Raw genomic sequence first — 14,696 nt, 5'->3', positions numbered from 1 at the left:
CTCCCGATCCCTGGAGGCAGACCGCCGATGGTCCCGTCGCCCCCACCCGTCACCGTCCCCGGGAGCGCCCCCGGAGGACCCACCGACCTCGGCCCGGACCTCGTCCTGGCCGGGGAGATCCCTTACTTCCGCCTGAACCCCGACGAGTGGGTCGACCGGCTCGACGGCGCCGTCACGGCCGGGCTGACGACCGTCGCCACCTACGTCCCCTGGCTCTGGCACGAGGTGCGCGGCACCGGCTCCCGCCGGGTCGTGGACCTCTCGGGTCGCACCCACCCGGCGCGCGACCTCGGGCGCTTCCTCGACCTCTGCGCCGAGCGCGGCCTCGGGGTCATCGCGCGGCCGGGTCCCTTCGTCATGGCCGAGCTCAAGAACGAGGGCCTGCCCTACTCCCTCGGCGCCGCCGCCGACGACCTGCGGCCCCCGGGGTGGGACGGTCGACGACCCACCGAGACGATCGTCGACTACGGCCACCCACGGTTCCTGACCGCCGTGCGCGGGTGGTTCGCGGCCGTGCTGCCCTTGCTGACGACCCCGCGGCCGGGCCCGGGGCCGGGGGTCGTCGCCGTGCAGCTCGACAACGAGATCGGGATGCTCCCGTGGGTCGCGAACAGTCCCGACCTCTCGGAGCGGACCGTGGCCCGCGTCGTCCGCGACCTGGTGGACGACCTCGGCCCGGAGCGGGTCCGCGCGGAGTCCGGCCTCGGGCCCGACGACCTGCCCGCCTGGACGGACCTCGTCCGCCGCCCCCCGGAGCACCTGGTCCTGCGGATCCAGCGGGCTGTGGCCCGTGACCACCGCCGCACCTACGCCGCGTACGTGGCGGCCCTGGCCGACCTGGCCCGGGAATTCGGCGTCACCGTGCCGCTGCTGGTCAACGTGCACGGGTGCTGGGCCGAGCGCGCGGAACGGTTCCCGATCGGCATCTCGCAACTGCGCGACACCTGGCGAGACCCCCGGATCCTGCCGGGGACCGACTTCTACCTCGGGGACCCGGATCCGGACAAGCTGCCGGCGCTGTGGGCCGCGAACGCCTTCCTCGCCGCGACCCTCTCCCCCGGCCAGGCCACCGGGTGCCTGGAGTTCGAGGTGAGCCGGGGCAGCGACTACGGGGAGGCCCTGCAGATCGTCAGCGGACCGGAGGCGGCTCCCCTCAAGGCCCAGTTGTTCGTGGCGCAGGGCAACACGTTCCTCAACGTCTACCTCTGGGCCGGCGGACGGAACCCCGTCCTCGACGCCGACCTGGTGGACACCCCACCCGCGGACGGCAACGACCGGATCGCCACCACCGGGGAACGGCACGGGTTCAGCGCCCCCGTCGACCCGGAGGGGCGCACCTCCCCCGACCACCCGGCCCTGGTCGCGGCGCTGGGTTCGCTGCGGGGGAACTCCGCGCTCCTCCGAGCGGCGCGTCCCGTCTCCGACGGGGTGACGCTGGGATTCGTCCCCGACCACTTCGCGACGGAGTTCTGCGCGCCGCACTCCCCCCTGGCCGCGCGGGTCGCCGAGGACCTGGACCGGTTCCGCGGGTGCGGACCGCGCAGCATCCTCGTCCGGTCCTTGCTGTTCTCGGGTTTCGCCCCCGACGCCGTCGACCTCGGGGCCCCCGTCCTCGAGCTGGACCGCGCCCGGGTGCTGGCCCTGGCCCCCACCCCCTACCTCGACGCCGACCTCCAGGAACGCCTCGTGGCCTGGGTCCGGAGCGGCGGCCGGTTGCTGCTGCACGGCCCCTTCCCCACCCACGACCTCCTCGGGCGGCCGGTCGACGTCCTGAGCGAGGCGCTGGGGCTCGACGTGGGCGAGCGGCAGGAGTCGGGGCCGACCCGGTTCTGCTCGGTCCGTCCCTCCCCCGGCCTCGCCCTCCCGGGCCCCGACCGGGCCGAGGTCCGGGCGGGATTCGTCCAGCCGTTGCGGGGCGTGCCCGACGAGCACGTCCTGGCCCGCATCGTCGGCGACGGAACCCCGTGCGCGGTCGAGCGTCCTCTCGACCGAGGACGGGTGGTCGTGGTGGCCGCCGACCTGCCCTGCCGGCTCGGGCTCTGGCGGGCGTTCCTCGACCGGCTGGGCGCGCGCCCCCGGTTCGAGCTCGACAGCGACGTCCCGGGTGTGGTGCTCGTCCCCACCGCGACGCCGGACGGGACCCGGATCACCCACGTCCTGAACGTGTCCCCGTGGCCCGCGCGGGTCCTCGTCTCCCACGAGGGAGCCCCCCTGCACCCCCGGTTCACCCTCCCCGCCCGCCACGGTGCCTGGCTCGTGCAGGAGGCTGGAGGGACCCGGGCCGAGCTGGTCCGGGTCGGGGTCGACCCGGAGGAGGAAGGACCGCGATGACGTCGCTCGACCTGCAGACCGGGGTGCTCTACCAGATCTACCCGCAGAGTTTCGCCGACGCCGACGGCGACGGCATCGGGGACCTGCCCGGGATCGTGGCGGCCCTGGACCACCTGGCCTGGTTGGGGGTCGGCGCGATCTGGCTGAGCCCGTGCTTCGCCTCACCCTTCGCCGACGCGGGGTACGACGTCGCCGACTTCACCCGGATCGCTCCGCGGTACGGCACCGAGGAGGACCTCCGGACGCTGACCCGGGAGGCCGGGGCGCGGGGGATCGCCGTCCTGCTGGACCTGGTGGCCGGGCACACCTCCGACACCCACCCCTGGTTCCGGGACGAGCCCGACCGCTACATCCGGTCCGACGTCCCCGCCGACGGGTTCGTCCCGGGCCCGGGCGGGGCGGACTGGTGGTACCTCCCGAACTTCTTCGCCTGCCAACCGGCCCTGAACTACGGCTACGCCCGGGAGGACCCGGCCGAGCCCTGGCGGCAGGACGTCGACGCCCCGGGACCGCGGGCCAACCGGAAGGCGTTGCGCGACATCATGTCCTTCTGGTTCGACCGCGGGGTCGCCGGGTTCCGCGTCGACATGGCGGCCTCCCTGGTCAAGGACGATCCCGGCCACGTCGAGACCCGGAAACTCTGGACGCAGCTGCGCGACTGGATCGAGGCGACCTACCCGGGACGGGTGCTGATCGCGGAGTGGGGTGACCCGGCGACCTCGGTCCCCGCCGGGTTCCACGCCGACTTCCTGCTGCAGTTCGGCGGCGAGGACGACGGGCTGCCCTGGCGCTCGCTCTGGAACAACGGCGTCGGCACCGTCCACGAGCACTGGAACCAGAAGACCTGCTGGGCCGACGCCGCCGGGCGCGGCACGACGCGGACCTTCGTCACCGCCTGGCGACGCGCCGCGGCCGCCATCGCCGCGGGGCCGCGGCCCGGCGTGGTGGGTCTGCCGACCGCGAACCACGACGTGACCCGACCCGTGGCCGGGCCCCGGGACGCCGACCAGGCGCGGATCGTCACGCTGCTGACGCTCACGTGGGCGGCCCTGCCCTCCCTCTACTACGGCGAAGAGATCGGGATGCGCTACGTCGAGGGGGTCGGACCGCTGGAGGGTTCGAGCCTCGGCCCGCGCTACGAACGGGCCGGATCGCGGACCCCGATGCCCTGGGGCGGGGCCGAGACGGCCCGGGAGTCGCGCTACCTGCCGCAGGACCCGCGACCGGACCGGCCCACGGTGGCCGACCAACGGATCGATCCCTCCTCCCTGCTCGCCTTCACCCGGGCGGTCATCGGCCTCCGGAGCCGGGACGACCGGCTGCGGGTCGACGCCGACCTGGACGTGCTGCACCACGACTACCCGTTCGTCTACGTCCGCGGCGGGTCCCTGGTGGTCGCGCTGAACCCCTCGGGGGCCCGCACGGGGTCCGACCTCACCGGGATCGGCGCGGCCCGGGTCGTGCTGGAACGCGGGCTGCACCGGGGTGCCGACCGGCTGGACCTCGACCCGTTCGGCTACGCGGTGCTCGACCAGGGCTGAGGCGGGGTCAGGACGGGGATCAGGACGGGGTACCCGCGGCCCACGCGGCTCGGTCGAAGTCCTCCTCGGTGAGCGCCGCGTTGACCGCCGCGCCGGCCATCGTCCCGGCCGCGGTGGCGAGGGGGACGTTGGCCATCGGGGCGGCCACGTTCCCCGCGGCCCAGATCCGCGGAGAACTGGTGCGCTGCATGGGGTCCACCGCCAGGAACCGTCCGACCGGGGTGTCGGCCCGGGCCAGGTCGAGCCCGGACAGGAACCCGTCGAGCGGCTGCAGCGCCGCGGCCACGAACAACGCCTGCACCGGGTGCTCGGTCCCGTCCGCGGTCCGCACCGCCTGCAGCGCGGAGTCCGACCCGACGACGTCCAGGACGGGCTCGGGCACGATGCGGACGCCGCGGGAACGCAACCGCTCGGCGGCCGGGCCGAGCACGTCGGCGGGCGTCCCCGCCACGCCGGTGAAGACCGTCACCGAGTCGCTGAGCTGGCGCACGAGCTGGGCCTGGTGGGCCCCCATGGGTGACTGCACCAGGACACCGAGGTCGCGGTCGCGGACCTCCCAGCCGTGGCAGTAGGGGCAGTGCAGGACGCTGCGCCCCCAGTGCTCGGCCAGTCCCGGCACCGGCGGCAGCGTGTCGCGGACACCCGTCGCGACGACCAGGGCGCGGGTGCGCAGCGCGGCCCCGTCGGTCTCGACAGCGAGCCCCGTCGCGTCCTCCGCGACCCCGTGCACGACCGCCTCCTCGACCTGCACCCCGTAGCGGCGCACCTCCTCCCGGCCGCGGGCCAGCAGCTGCTCCGGCGGGACCCCGTCGTGACCCAGGACCGCCTGCATGTGCGCGGCGAAGCGGTTGCGCGGCTCACCCGCGTCCAGGACGAGTATCCGGCGCCTCGACCGCCCGAGCATCAGGGCCGCCGCCAGTCCGGCCGCTCCCCCACCGACGACGATCGCGTCCCAGTCCGTTCCCATGCGTCCAGGGTGGGAGGAGTTAGGCTCTGATCGCAAACATCTTTGCAGGATCGGCAAAGGAGGGGTCGTGGACGACGCCCTGCAGCACGTGGGTCCCCGACTGCGGGCCGCGCGGACGCGGCGCGGCTGGACGCTGGAGGACCTGGCCGGTCGGACGGCGATGTCCGTCAGCACCCTCTCCCGCCTGGAGTCGGGGAAGCGCCAGGCGGGGCTGGAACTGCTGCTCCCCCTCACGCGGCAGCTCGGGATCTCCCTCGACGACCTGGTCCGCACCGCCGCCCCCGATCCCCGGGTCCGACGGGCCACGATGCAGCGCAACGGGTTGGCGGTCACCCCGCTCACACCCGAGGGTTCCCCGGTGGCGGCCTGGAAGATCACCTACCCGCCCGGGGGCAGCGTCGAACGGCTGCGGGTGCACGAGGGTTTCGAGTGGCTCTACGTCCTGTCCGGGAAACTACGGCTCCGGCTCGGGGAGCAGGATCTGGTCCTCGACCGCGGGGAGGCGGCCGAGTTCGACACCCGGGTGCCGCACGCCATGGCCGCGAGCGGTCCCCGGCCCGCGCAGGTGCTGAGCATCTTCGACGAGACCGGCGCGCGGATGCACACCCACTCCCCCGACCCGATCTGATCGCGGCGCACCGGGTTGCGCGGCCTCGCGACGGGTTTAGCGTCGGCTGCGGTCGAGACCCCGGCCCCACCGGCCGTCCAGTTCTCACCCGGGAGTCCCCGATGCCCGCTGCCCCCCGCACCGTCCCGGTGCCCCGATGAGCGCCGACACCGACACCGCCCCCGGGCTCAAGCGCGTGGTGAGCGGACGGTTGCTGTTCCTGTTCATCCTCGGCGACGTCCTCGGGGCCGGGATCTACGCGCTCGTGGGGACGCTCGCCGGCGAGGTGGGCGGGGCGATCTGGGTCCCCCTGCTCGCGGCCCTGCTGCTGGCCCTGCTGACCGCGTCCTCCTACGCCGAGCTGGTCACCAAGTACCCGCGCGCCGGGGGCGCCGCGGTGTTCGCGCAGCGCGCCTTCGGCCACGACACGGTCTCCTTCCTCGTGGGGTTCTGCATGCTGGCCGCCGGGATCACCAGCGTCGCCGGGCTGGCCCTGGCGTTCTCCGGGGACTACCTGGGCGCGCTGCTGGACGTCCCCGCCGTGCCGGCGGCCCTGGTGTTCCTCGCCCTGGTGGCCCTGCTGAACCTGCGCGGGATCCGTGATTCGTTGCGCGCCAACGTGGTCATGACCGTGGTCGAGGTCGCCGGGCTGCTGTTCGTCGTGGCCCTGGGGGTCCTCGTCCTCGGTCGCGGGGAGGGATCGCTGGAGCGGGTCGTGGAGTTCTCCCCCGACCACTCCCCCGCCGTCGGGATCCTGGCCGCGACGGTCATCGCCTTCTACTCCTTCGTCGGGTTCGAGACCTCGGCCAACCTCGCCGAGGAGGCGCTCGACCCCTCACGCACCTACCCGCGCGCCCTGTTCGGCGGTCTGGCCGTCGCGGGGGCGGTCTACGTCCTGGTCGGGCTCGCGGTCGGGGCCACGGTCGACACCGCCGCCATCGTCGACTCCGACGGCCCCCTGCTCGAGGTCGTGCGGGTCGCCGACGTCGGGGTCCCCGGGTGGCTCTACGCCGTCGTCGCGCTGGTCGCCGTCGCCAACGGCGCCCTGCTGACCTCGATCATGAGCAGCCGGCTCACCTACGGCATGGCCCGTGAGGGCCTGCTCCCGCCGGTGCTGGCCCGCGTGCTTCCGGGGCGGCGCACCCCGTGGGTGGCGATCCTCGTCACCACCGCGGCCTCCGGCCTCCTGCTGGCCAGCGGGTCCCTCGCCTCGCTGGCCGCAACCGTCGTGCTCCTGCTGCTGGTGGTGTTCGTCAGCACCAACCTGGCGGTGCTGCGGCTGCGTCGGGACCGGGTCGAGCACGCCCACTTCCGCGCCCCCACGGCACTCCCCGTCCTCGGGGTGGTCTGCTCGCTCGCCCTGATGACCCAGCTGGAGGCCGACGTCTGGTGGCGGGCCGCCGTCCTGCTCGTCGTCGGGCTCGTCATCCACCTGCTCACCCGCGGCCGCTCCCGCCGCCTCACCCGCCCCTGATCCCGGCCCGGTGGGGCCGCAACGACGAAGCGGGTGCCCGTCCGAAGACGAGCACCCGCTCTGACCTGCGCTTCCGCTGGTCGGGCTGACAGGATTTGAACCTGCGACCCCTTGACCCCCAGTCAAGTGCGCTACCAAGCTGCGCCACAGCCCGATGGCTCTCACCGCCCTCGCGGGCCGTTCGAACCGAGGGAAACCCTACCTCATCGCTTGCGCTTCTCCCGCACCCGGACGCTGACCTCGATCGGGGTGCCCTCGAAGCCGAACTCCTCGCGCAGCCGGCGCTCGAGGAAGCGGCGGTAGCCGGCCTCCAGGAAGCCCGACGCGAACAGCACGAACCGCGGCGGGCGCGTCGAGGCCTGGGTCCCGAACAGGATGCGGGGCTGCTTGCCGCCGCGCACCGGGTGCGGATGGGCGGCGACCACGGTGCCCAGGAACGAGTTCAGCCGCCCCGTGGGGATGCGGGAGTCCCAGCTCTCCAGAGCCGTGTCGAGGGCCGGCACGAGCCGCTCCAGGTGCCGCCCGGTCATGGCCGACACGTTCACCCGCGGCGCCCACGGCGTCTGGACGAGTTCCTTCTCGATCTCGCGCTCCAGGTAGTGGCGGCGTTCCTCGTCGGTCAGGTCCCACTTGTTGTAGGCGAGCACCAGGGCCCGGCCGGACTCGACGACCGTGGTGACGATCCGGATGTCCTGCTCGGTGAGCGGGGCGCTGGAGTCGAGCAGGACGACCGCGACCTCGGCCTTCTCCAGCGCGGCCTGCGTGCGCAACGAGGCGTAGAAGTCCGCACCCTTGGTCAGGTGCACCCGGCGGCGGATCCCGGCGGTGTCGACGAAGCGCCAGGTGCGCCCGCCGAGCTCGATCATCTCGTCGACCGGGTCGCGGGTGGTGCCCGCGGTCGGGTGGACGACGACGCGCTCGGAGCCGGCCAGCTTGTTCAGCATGCTCGACTTGCCGACGTTGGGCCGCCCCAGCAGGGCGACGCGACGGGGGCCGCCGGTGGGCAGGGCCCCGCCGACCGCGGAGACCTCGGGCAGCAGCTTGACCGCGGCGTCGAGGGCGTCCCCCGTGCCCCGCCCGTGCAGGGCCGAGACCGGGTAGGGCTCGCCCAGACCGAGCGACCAGAGCTCGGTGGCGTCGGCCTCCTGCCGGGGGCCGTCGACCTTGTTCGCGACCAGGACGACCGGTCGCTTGGACCGGCGCAGCAGCCGGACGACCTGCTCGTCCGTCGCGGTCGCGCCCACGGTGGCGTCCACGACGAAGACGACCGCGTCGGCCAGCTCGACGGCGATCTCGGCCTGCTCGGCGACCCGGGCGGCCATGCCCTCGACGTTCTTCTCCCAGCCCCCGGTGTCGACCAGCGTGAAGTCGCGTCCGGCCCAGGTCGCCGGGTAGGACACCCGGTCCCGGGTCACCCCGGGAACGTCCTCGACGACCGCCTCGCGGCGGCCGATGATGCGGTTCACCAGGGTCGACTTGCCCACGTTGGGGCGCCCGACCACGGCGAGCACCGGCAGCGGCCCGCGGGGGCCGTCGTCGAGGTCGCCCGACCCGTCGTCGGAGAGGAGGGCCGCGTCCTCCTCGGAGAGGTCGTAGTCCTCCAGGCCGCTGCGCAGCGCGGCCTCGATGTTCTCCTCGACCTCGCGCTCGGCGTGGTGCTTCAGGGCGTCGGACGGATCGGTCACGAGGTGCCTCCCGGCAGGTCGTCGGAGGCGAGGTCGCCCAGGCCGAGCTCGTCGGCCGCCTCGCGGTTCTCCGGGGTGTGGATCCCGGTGCGCTGCAACGAGTGCAGCACGTGGGTGGACAGGTTGCGGCGGACCTGCTCGACCGCGTCGGCCAGGGCGACCCGACCGGGGACGCCCGCGGCCTTGACGACGGTGAACGGTTCGCCGAAGCAGAAGAACAGCTTGCGGCGCAGCGGCGGGGTCGAGCGGTGCTTCTCCCCCGGCCGGTGCGCCCCCAGGCAGGCCACCGGCACGACCGGGGCGCCGGACTGCAGGGCGACCCAGGCGATGCCGGAGCGCACCGAGGACGCGTCACCGCTGCCCCGGGTGCCCTCCGGGAAGATCCCGGCGGCACCCCCCTCGGCGAGGACCCCGAGCATGGCCGACAGCGCGTCGCGGTCGCCGCGGCTGCGGTCGATCGGGATCTGCCCCGCCTTCAGCAGGCCCCACCCGGCGATGCGCTGGGCGGGTGCGGAGCCCTCGAAGAACTCCTTCTTGACCAGGAAGTGCGCGGGGCGCGGGGTCACGCCGTAGAGCAGCGGCCCGTCCAGGATCGAGGCGTGGTTGGCCGCGAACAGCACCGGACCGGTGCGGGGCACGTTCTCGGCGCCGAGCACCTTCGCGTTCCAGACGCCGTGGGCCAGCAGCTTGCCGACGGCGCGGGTCCAGGGCGCCGGGTCGGCCGGACGCGGGCCGCTCACCGGCGCACCACCGCGAGCACGGCCGCCACGGTCCCGGCGAAGTCCAGCTCGGTCGAGTCGACCGTGGTCACCCCGTCGGCGGCGGTGGTGAAGGACGTGGTGCGCGCGTCGAGGGCGTCGCGGCCCACGACCGCGGCCCGGACGGCCTCGGACGTCGCGTCGGGAGCACCGTCCTGACCGGCGCGCCGGGCCATCCGCACGGCCTCGGAGGCGGTCAGCAGGATGCGGGCGTCGGCGTCGGGGGCGACGACCGTGGTGATGTCGCGCCCCTCGGCCACGATGCCCGGCTGCCGACCGGGACGCGGTGCGGCGCAGGCGGACTCGATGATGGCGCGCTGGCGCAGGACGAGGTCGGAACGCACCTCCGGGACGGCGGCCACCGCGCTGACCGCAGCGGTCACCTCGGCCCCGCGGATCTCGGTCGTCACGTCGCGACGCGCACCGTCGGGGGCCACCAGGACGACGAGCTCGGCCCGGTCCCCGGCCTCGGCGTCGAGGTCCAGGTCGAGGGCGACCCCGCGCACGTGGGCCGCGACGGCGGCCCGGTCGGTCAGGTCGACCCCGTGGGCCAGGACCGAGAAGGTGGCGGCGCGGTACATGGCGCCGGTGTCCAGGAAGGCCACGCCGAGCTCGGCCGCGACCGCCCGGCTCACGCTGGACTTGCCCGACCCGGAGGGGCCGTCGACGGCTACCACGAGAGCGCCGCGCCGGGCGGGGACGGGGTTGTCGGGCACGTCGACGGGGGCGGGATCGGTGGAGCTGGGCACCGCACGAGGTTACCCGCTCGACCGGGGCCCGCCGGTCGCCGGACCGTCCCCGCCCCGGGTCGGGACCGCCTCAGAGCGGGACGGTCCAGCCACCCGCGCGCAGGGCGGTGGCGAGGTGCTCGGCGGCCGCCGGCAGCACGTCCACCGCGGCCAGGGCCACGCGCTGCCCGGCCGAGTGCTCCAGGCGCAGGTCCTCCAGGTTCACCCCGGCCGCGCTGACGTCGCCCAGCAGGCGGGCGAGCTCTCCGGGCTGGTCGGGCACGACGACCACCACGGTGGCGTAGGCGGCCGGCGCGCTGCCGTGCTTGCCGGGGATCCGGTCGCGTCCGCTCCCCCCGTCGGCGATCGCCCGGGCCAGCCGGCCGCGGGCCCCCGGGGCCGCCGGGTCGGCGGTGAGCGCCCGCAGCGCGCCGATGACCTCGTCGAGGTCGGCGCGCAGCTCGGCCAGCACGTCGGCGACCTCGGCCGCGTTCCCGGCGAGGATCTGCGCCCAGAGCGCCGGGTCGCTGGCCGCGATCCGGGTGACGTCGCGCAGGCCCTGCCCGGCCAGGGCCACCGCGGGCTCGCTGGCCTCGCGCAGCCGGGCCGCGACCAGGCTGGCCGCGACCTGGGGGGCGTGGGAGACGACGGCGACAGCGGCGTCGTGCTCCTCGGCCCCCATGGTCACGACCGCGGCCCCGCAGTCGACGGCCAGGTCGCGGACCAGCTCAAGGGCGCCCGGTCGGGTCTCGGCGGTGCTGGTCAGCACCCACGGGCGTCCGGCGAACAGGTCGCTGCGGGCGGCGACCGCGCCGTGCCGCTCCCGGCCCGCCATCGGGTGCCCGCCGACGTAGCGGCTGAGGTCGGCGCCGGCGGCCCGGAGGGTCAGCAGCGGACCGTTCTTGACGCTGGCGACGTCGGTGACGACCGCGGAGGGGTGGCTCGCCAGCTCGGCCGCCACGACGTCGGCGACCACGTCGGGCGGGCAGGCCACGAGGACCAGGCGGGGGTCGTCGTCGGGACCCGGGAACCGGCCGGCCCCCAGGTCGCGGGCGAGGGCCATCGCCGTGGGCGAGGGGTCGGCCAGGACGACGTCGACCCCCCGCTGGTGCAGGGCCAGGGCCGCGGAGGTCCCGAGCAGGCCGGTGCCCACCACCCGGACGGTGCCGGTGGTGCGCGCGGGGGCGGAGGCGTCGAGCGTCATCGTCGTGGCGGCGTCGGGTCGGAATTCAGGGCGGGGTTCGCGTCGGGTTGCCGGGCGGTCGTCACTGCGCGATGTCGCGCCGCAGGGCGACCGCGCCACGCAGGTACACGTGCTGGACCTCGGCCCGCGCGAGACCGGTCTCGACATGGGCCATCAACCGGATCACCCGGGGCATCGACCCGGCGATCTCCAGTTCGCGAGCGCACATCAGGGGGACGTCGCCCATCCCGAGTTCGCGCGCGGCCACCGCCGGGAACTCGGCGCTGAGGTCGGCGGTCGACGTGAAGATCACGCTGATGAAGTCGTCGAGGTGCAACCCGTTGCGGGAGATGACCTCGGTGACCAGTTCCCGGGTCGCGGAGAGGATCTCCTCACGCTCGTCCACGTCGATCTGCACGGCCCCGCGGACCGCTCGGACGCGACGGGGGGCGGTGACGGGTTCAGGCACGGGCCTCACCGTAGCGACATCCGCCGCGCGGGTCGCACCCGTCTGGACCACCCGGGTGAGCGGGCACCGCGCCGCGACCGGTCACAAGCCGGCCGCGGCCATGAGCTGCTGGACCTCGCCCTTGGTGAGGCGCCGGTTCTTCCCGGGCTTGAGGTCGCCCAGGACGATCGGCCCGAGCTGGGTCCGGACGAGTTTGAGGACCGGGTACCCCTCCGCCTCGAGCAGTCGGCGGACGACGTGCTTGCGCCCCTCGTGCAGGACGACCTCGACGAGCGCGTAGCCCGGCTTGGAGTCGACGACCCGGAACGAGTCGACCTGGACCGGCCCGTCCTCCAGCTCGATCCCGGCCCGCAGGTTCTTGCCGAGCTCCCGCTTGACGGGGCCGCGGACCTCGGCCAGGTAGGTCTTCTTGACCCCGAACGAGGGGTGCTGCAGCCGGTGGGTCAGGGTGCCGTCGTTGGTGAGGAGGATGAGCCCCTCGGTCTCCATGTCGAGGCGCCCGACGTGGAAGAGCCGCTCCTCGCGGGGCCCGACCATGTCGGCCAGGTTCAACCGGCCCTCGTCGTCGTACATCGTCGAGACGACGCCGACGGGCTTGTTCACGGCGATGTAGACGAGGTCGTCGTCGATGGCGAAGCGGAGGCCGTCGACGTGGACGACCTGCCGGGTGGGATCGATGCGGACCCCCAGCTCGGTGACCACCTCGCCGTCGACGGTGACCCGTCCGGCGGCGATCATCTCCTCGCAGGCGCGGCGCGACCCGGCCCCGGCCTGGGCCAGCACCTTCTGCAGCCGCACGCCCTCGGGGTCGTGGACGTCGGCCCCGGGCCGGACCGGCGGGGCACCCCGACGCGGCGGCGCGGGCGCGGGCTTGATGTCGTCGGTCATCCGGCGGGCGGCCCCCCGACGGCCCGCGACCTTGCCGGAACCCCCGGGGTTCTTGCCCGCCCCCTTGGGCCCACCGGCCGCGCTCCCCTTGCCGCCGAACGGTTTCCCGCCGCGCGCGGGCTTCCCGGCGCCGCCCCGGCCCTGGGCCGGGCGCGGGCCGCCACCACGGCGCCCGGCTCCGCCACCGCGGCCGGCGCCGCCTCCACGGGGTGCGGACGGGCTCATCGTTCCTCCTGCTGGTCGTGCTGCTGGTCTGGCTGCTGGTCGTGCCGCGGGTCCTCGACGGGATCCGTCGCCGACGTCCCGTCCGGTTCTCGGTCCGGGCCCGACGCGTCGCCGTCCGGCGCGACCGCGGCAAAGGACTCATTGTCCCTCATCGACGACCCCTCGACGTCCGCGGCGGGTGCGACGGCGGGGACCCGGGCGGGGACGGCCAGCACCTCCGGCGGCCCGACGTCCTCGACCGGCACGTCGTCGGGCAGGAACGGGGCCAGCGGCGGCAGCTGCTCAAGGCTCTCCAGCCCCATACGGTGCAGGAACTCCGCGGTGGTCCGGTAGAGGGTCGCGCCGCTGGTGGCCTCGACCCCGGCCTCGCTGACCAGGCCCCGGGTCAGCAGCGTCCGCATCACGCCGTCGACGGCGACACCGCGGACCGCCGAGACGCGCGAGCGGCTGACCGGCTGGCGGTAGGCCACGATGGCGAGGGTCTCCAGCGCGGCCTGGGTGAGCTTGGCCGTCTGCCCGTCGAGCAGGAACGCCTCGACGACGTCGGCGTGCGCGGCCCGCGAGTACATCCGCCACCCTCCGGCCACCTCGCGCAGCTCGAAACCCCGGCCCTCCTCGTCGTAGGACCCGGCCAGCTCCCGCAGCGCCTGCGCGGCGTCGTCGGTCTCGATGCCGGTGGCCCGGGCGAGGGCCGCCGCCGGCACCGGGTCGTCGGCCACCATGAGGACGGCCTCGAAGGCGGCCCGCAGCCCGACGTCGGTGGTCAACCCGGCGCCCGCGTCCTCGTCCTGGGGCAGTGCGTCCTCGGGCCGTCCGCCGTTCAGGGACGTCACGGGCGTCGCGCCGGTGGGGTCGGTCGTGCTCATGCGTCCCTCCCGGGAACGGTCGGTTCGGCGCCCTCGAACTCGTCGACGCCGCCGAGGACCGCGTCGGTGTCCAGATCGTCCCCGGTCGCGTCGTCCCAGCGGACGACCAGGTCGGCGAGCGCGTCGTCCTGCTCCAGCCGCACCCGACGTTCCCGGAAGAGTTCCAGCACCGCCAGGAACCGGGCCACGGTCACCAGGGTTCCCTCGGGACCGTCCCCGGCGTCGGCGACGAGGTCCGCGAACGTGGCGGACCCGTTGCGCTGCAGCCGGGCCACCAGGACCGCCGCCTGCTCCCGGACGCTGACGGTGCTGGCGTGCAGATGGTCCAGCCCGACGAGCGGCACGGGTTTCGGCGTCATGGCCCGCGCGGCGATCGCCGCGAACTGCTCGGGCGTGATGCGCAGCACCAGCTCGGGGAGGAGTTTCTCGAGGTGGGGTTCCAGGGACACGGCCCGGGCCACCCGGCGCGAGGACTCGGCGTGCCGCTCCCCCAGCAGTTCGGCCACCTGCTTGTACGCCCGGTACTGCAGCAGGCGGGCGAAGAGCAGGTCGCGGGCCTCGAGCAGCGCGAGGTCCTCGGGGTCCTCCACCTCGGCGGCGGGCAGCAGCCGGGCCGCCTTCAGGTCCAGCAGGGTGGCGGCCACCAGGACGAACTCGCTGGCCTCGTCCAGGTCGAAGTCCTGCCCCGTCCGACCCGCCGTGGTCGCCGCCCGCAGGTGGGCGATGAACTCGTCGGTGACGCTCGCGAGGGCCACCTCGGTGATGTCGAGCTGGTGCTTGGTGATGAGCCCGAGGAGCAGGTCGAAGGGACCGTCGAAGTTGGCCAGGTGCACCTGGAACGCCCGCCGGGACCCGCCCGGGGACCCCGGCCCGTCCGGACCCGGGACGGCACCCGCCGCGGGCGCGGGGTCGGCGGGACCCGGCTCCAGCAGGGCGGGGTCGACGCTCACGGGGGTCACGGTACCGAGGTCGGG

General features: G+C 74.8%; 13 protein-coding genes and 1 tRNA gene. 4 read left to right on the top strand and 10 right to left on the bottom strand.

Annotated elements, in window-relative coordinates:
* Positions 1 to 27: 27 nt before the first annotated feature.
* The gene (locus ACFFKU_RS00225) at positions 28 to 2,331 is read left to right on the top strand and encodes a beta-galactosidase (protein ID WP_380134272.1); all 2,304 of its coding nucleotides are present in this window, start codon (positions 28 to 30) and stop codon (positions 2,329 to 2,331) included.
* Positions 2,328 to 3,872, top strand: coding sequence for an alpha-amylase family glycosyl hydrolase (locus tag ACFFKU_RS00220; protein ID WP_380134270.1), 1,545 nt, complete (start codon positions 2,328 to 2,330; stop codon positions 3,870 to 3,872). Before ACFFKU_RS00225 ends, ACFFKU_RS00220 begins: the two co-directional genes overlap by 4 nt.
* Positions 3,873 to 3,891: 19 nt before the next feature.
* Here the strand turns inward: ACFFKU_RS00220 and ACFFKU_RS00215 are convergent, their stop codons facing one another.
* The gene (locus tag ACFFKU_RS00215) at positions 3,892 to 4,839 is read right to left on the bottom strand and encodes an NAD(P)/FAD-dependent oxidoreductase (protein ID WP_380134268.1); all 948 of its coding nucleotides are present in this window, start codon (positions 4,837 to 4,839) and stop codon (positions 3,892 to 3,894) included.
* Positions 4,840 to 4,906: 67 nt separating this feature from the next.
* Here ACFFKU_RS00215 and ACFFKU_RS00210 point away from each other — a divergent pair, with 67 nt between their 5' ends.
* Entirely contained in the window at positions 4,907 to 5,467 is a 561-nt protein-coding gene (locus ACFFKU_RS00210; protein WP_380134265.1) for a helix-turn-helix domain-containing protein, read from the top strand.
* Positions 5,468 to 5,603: 136 nt separating this feature from the next.
* Positions 5,604 to 6,920 (top strand): APC family permease, encoded by a 1,317-nt coding sequence (locus tag ACFFKU_RS00205; protein WP_380134263.1) that lies wholly within the window; start codon positions 5,604 to 5,606, stop codon positions 6,918 to 6,920.
* A gap of 77 nt (positions 6,921 to 6,997) precedes the next feature.
* Here the strand turns inward: ACFFKU_RS00205 and ACFFKU_RS00200 are convergent.
* The 9 genes from ACFFKU_RS00200 to ACFFKU_RS00160 all read right to left on the bottom strand — a co-directional run bounded on the left by ACFFKU_RS00200 (position 6,998) and on the right by ACFFKU_RS00160 (position 14,672).
* Positions 6,998 to 7,074: transfer RNA gene (locus ACFFKU_RS00200), tRNA-Pro, on the bottom strand.
* Between the two features lie 49 nt (positions 7,075 to 7,123).
* The gene (gene der / locus ACFFKU_RS00195) at positions 7,124 to 8,548 is read right to left on the bottom strand and encodes a ribosome biogenesis GTPase Der (protein ID WP_380134436.1); all 1,425 of its coding nucleotides are present in this window, start codon (positions 8,546 to 8,548) and stop codon (positions 7,124 to 7,126) included.
* A gap of 53 nt (positions 8,549 to 8,601) precedes the next feature.
* The gene (locus tag ACFFKU_RS00190; RefSeq protein ID WP_380134261.1) at positions 8,602 to 9,345 is read right to left on the bottom strand and encodes a lysophospholipid acyltransferase family protein; all 744 of its coding nucleotides are present in this window, start codon (positions 9,343 to 9,345) and stop codon (positions 8,602 to 8,604) included.
* Positions 9,342 to 10,079 (bottom strand): (d)CMP kinase, encoded by a 738-nt coding sequence (cmk, locus tag ACFFKU_RS00185; protein ID WP_380134434.1) that lies wholly within the window; start codon positions 10,077 to 10,079, stop codon positions 9,342 to 9,344. The genes ACFFKU_RS00190 and cmk overlap by 4 nt, the downstream gene beginning before the upstream one ends.
* Positions 10,080 to 10,182: 103 nt before the next feature.
* Positions 10,183 to 11,295: a prephenate dehydrogenase gene (locus ACFFKU_RS00180; RefSeq protein ID WP_380134258.1), complete on the bottom strand. Its 1,113-nt coding sequence runs from the start codon at positions 11,293 to 11,295 to the stop codon at positions 10,183 to 10,185.
* A gap of 61 nt (positions 11,296 to 11,356) precedes the next feature.
* Positions 11,357 to 11,743 (bottom strand): chorismate mutase, encoded by a 387-nt coding sequence (aroH, locus tag ACFFKU_RS00175; protein ID WP_380134256.1) that lies wholly within the window; start codon positions 11,741 to 11,743, stop codon positions 11,357 to 11,359.
* An 81-nt stretch (positions 11,744 to 11,824) separates the two neighbouring features.
* A complete protein-coding gene (locus tag ACFFKU_RS00170) occupies positions 11,825 to 12,856 on the bottom strand; it encodes a pseudouridine synthase (RefSeq protein ID WP_380134253.1) in 1,032 nt (343 codons plus the stop codon).
* On the bottom strand, positions 12,853 to 13,722 hold the full coding sequence (scpB, locus tag ACFFKU_RS00165) for an SMC-Scp complex subunit ScpB (RefSeq protein WP_380134250.1): 870 nt from the start codon (positions 13,720 to 13,722) through the stop codon (positions 12,853 to 12,855). Before scpB ends, ACFFKU_RS00170 begins: the two co-directional genes overlap by 4 nt.
* Positions 13,719 to 14,672 (bottom strand): segregation and condensation protein A, encoded by a 954-nt coding sequence (locus tag ACFFKU_RS00160; protein ID WP_380134248.1) that lies wholly within the window; start codon positions 14,670 to 14,672, stop codon positions 13,719 to 13,721. Before ACFFKU_RS00160 ends, scpB begins: the two co-directional genes overlap by 4 nt.
* Positions 14,673 to 14,696 lie beyond the last annotated feature (24 nt).

The organism is Kineococcus gynurae (assembly GCF_042433995.1).
Taxonomy (GTDB): Bacteria; Actinomycetota; Actinomycetes; order Actinomycetales; family Kineococcaceae; genus Kineococcus; species Kineococcus gynurae.
The sequence above is the reverse complement of the archived record's forward strand: the minus strand, read 5'-3'. Positions and strand labels throughout refer to the sequence as shown.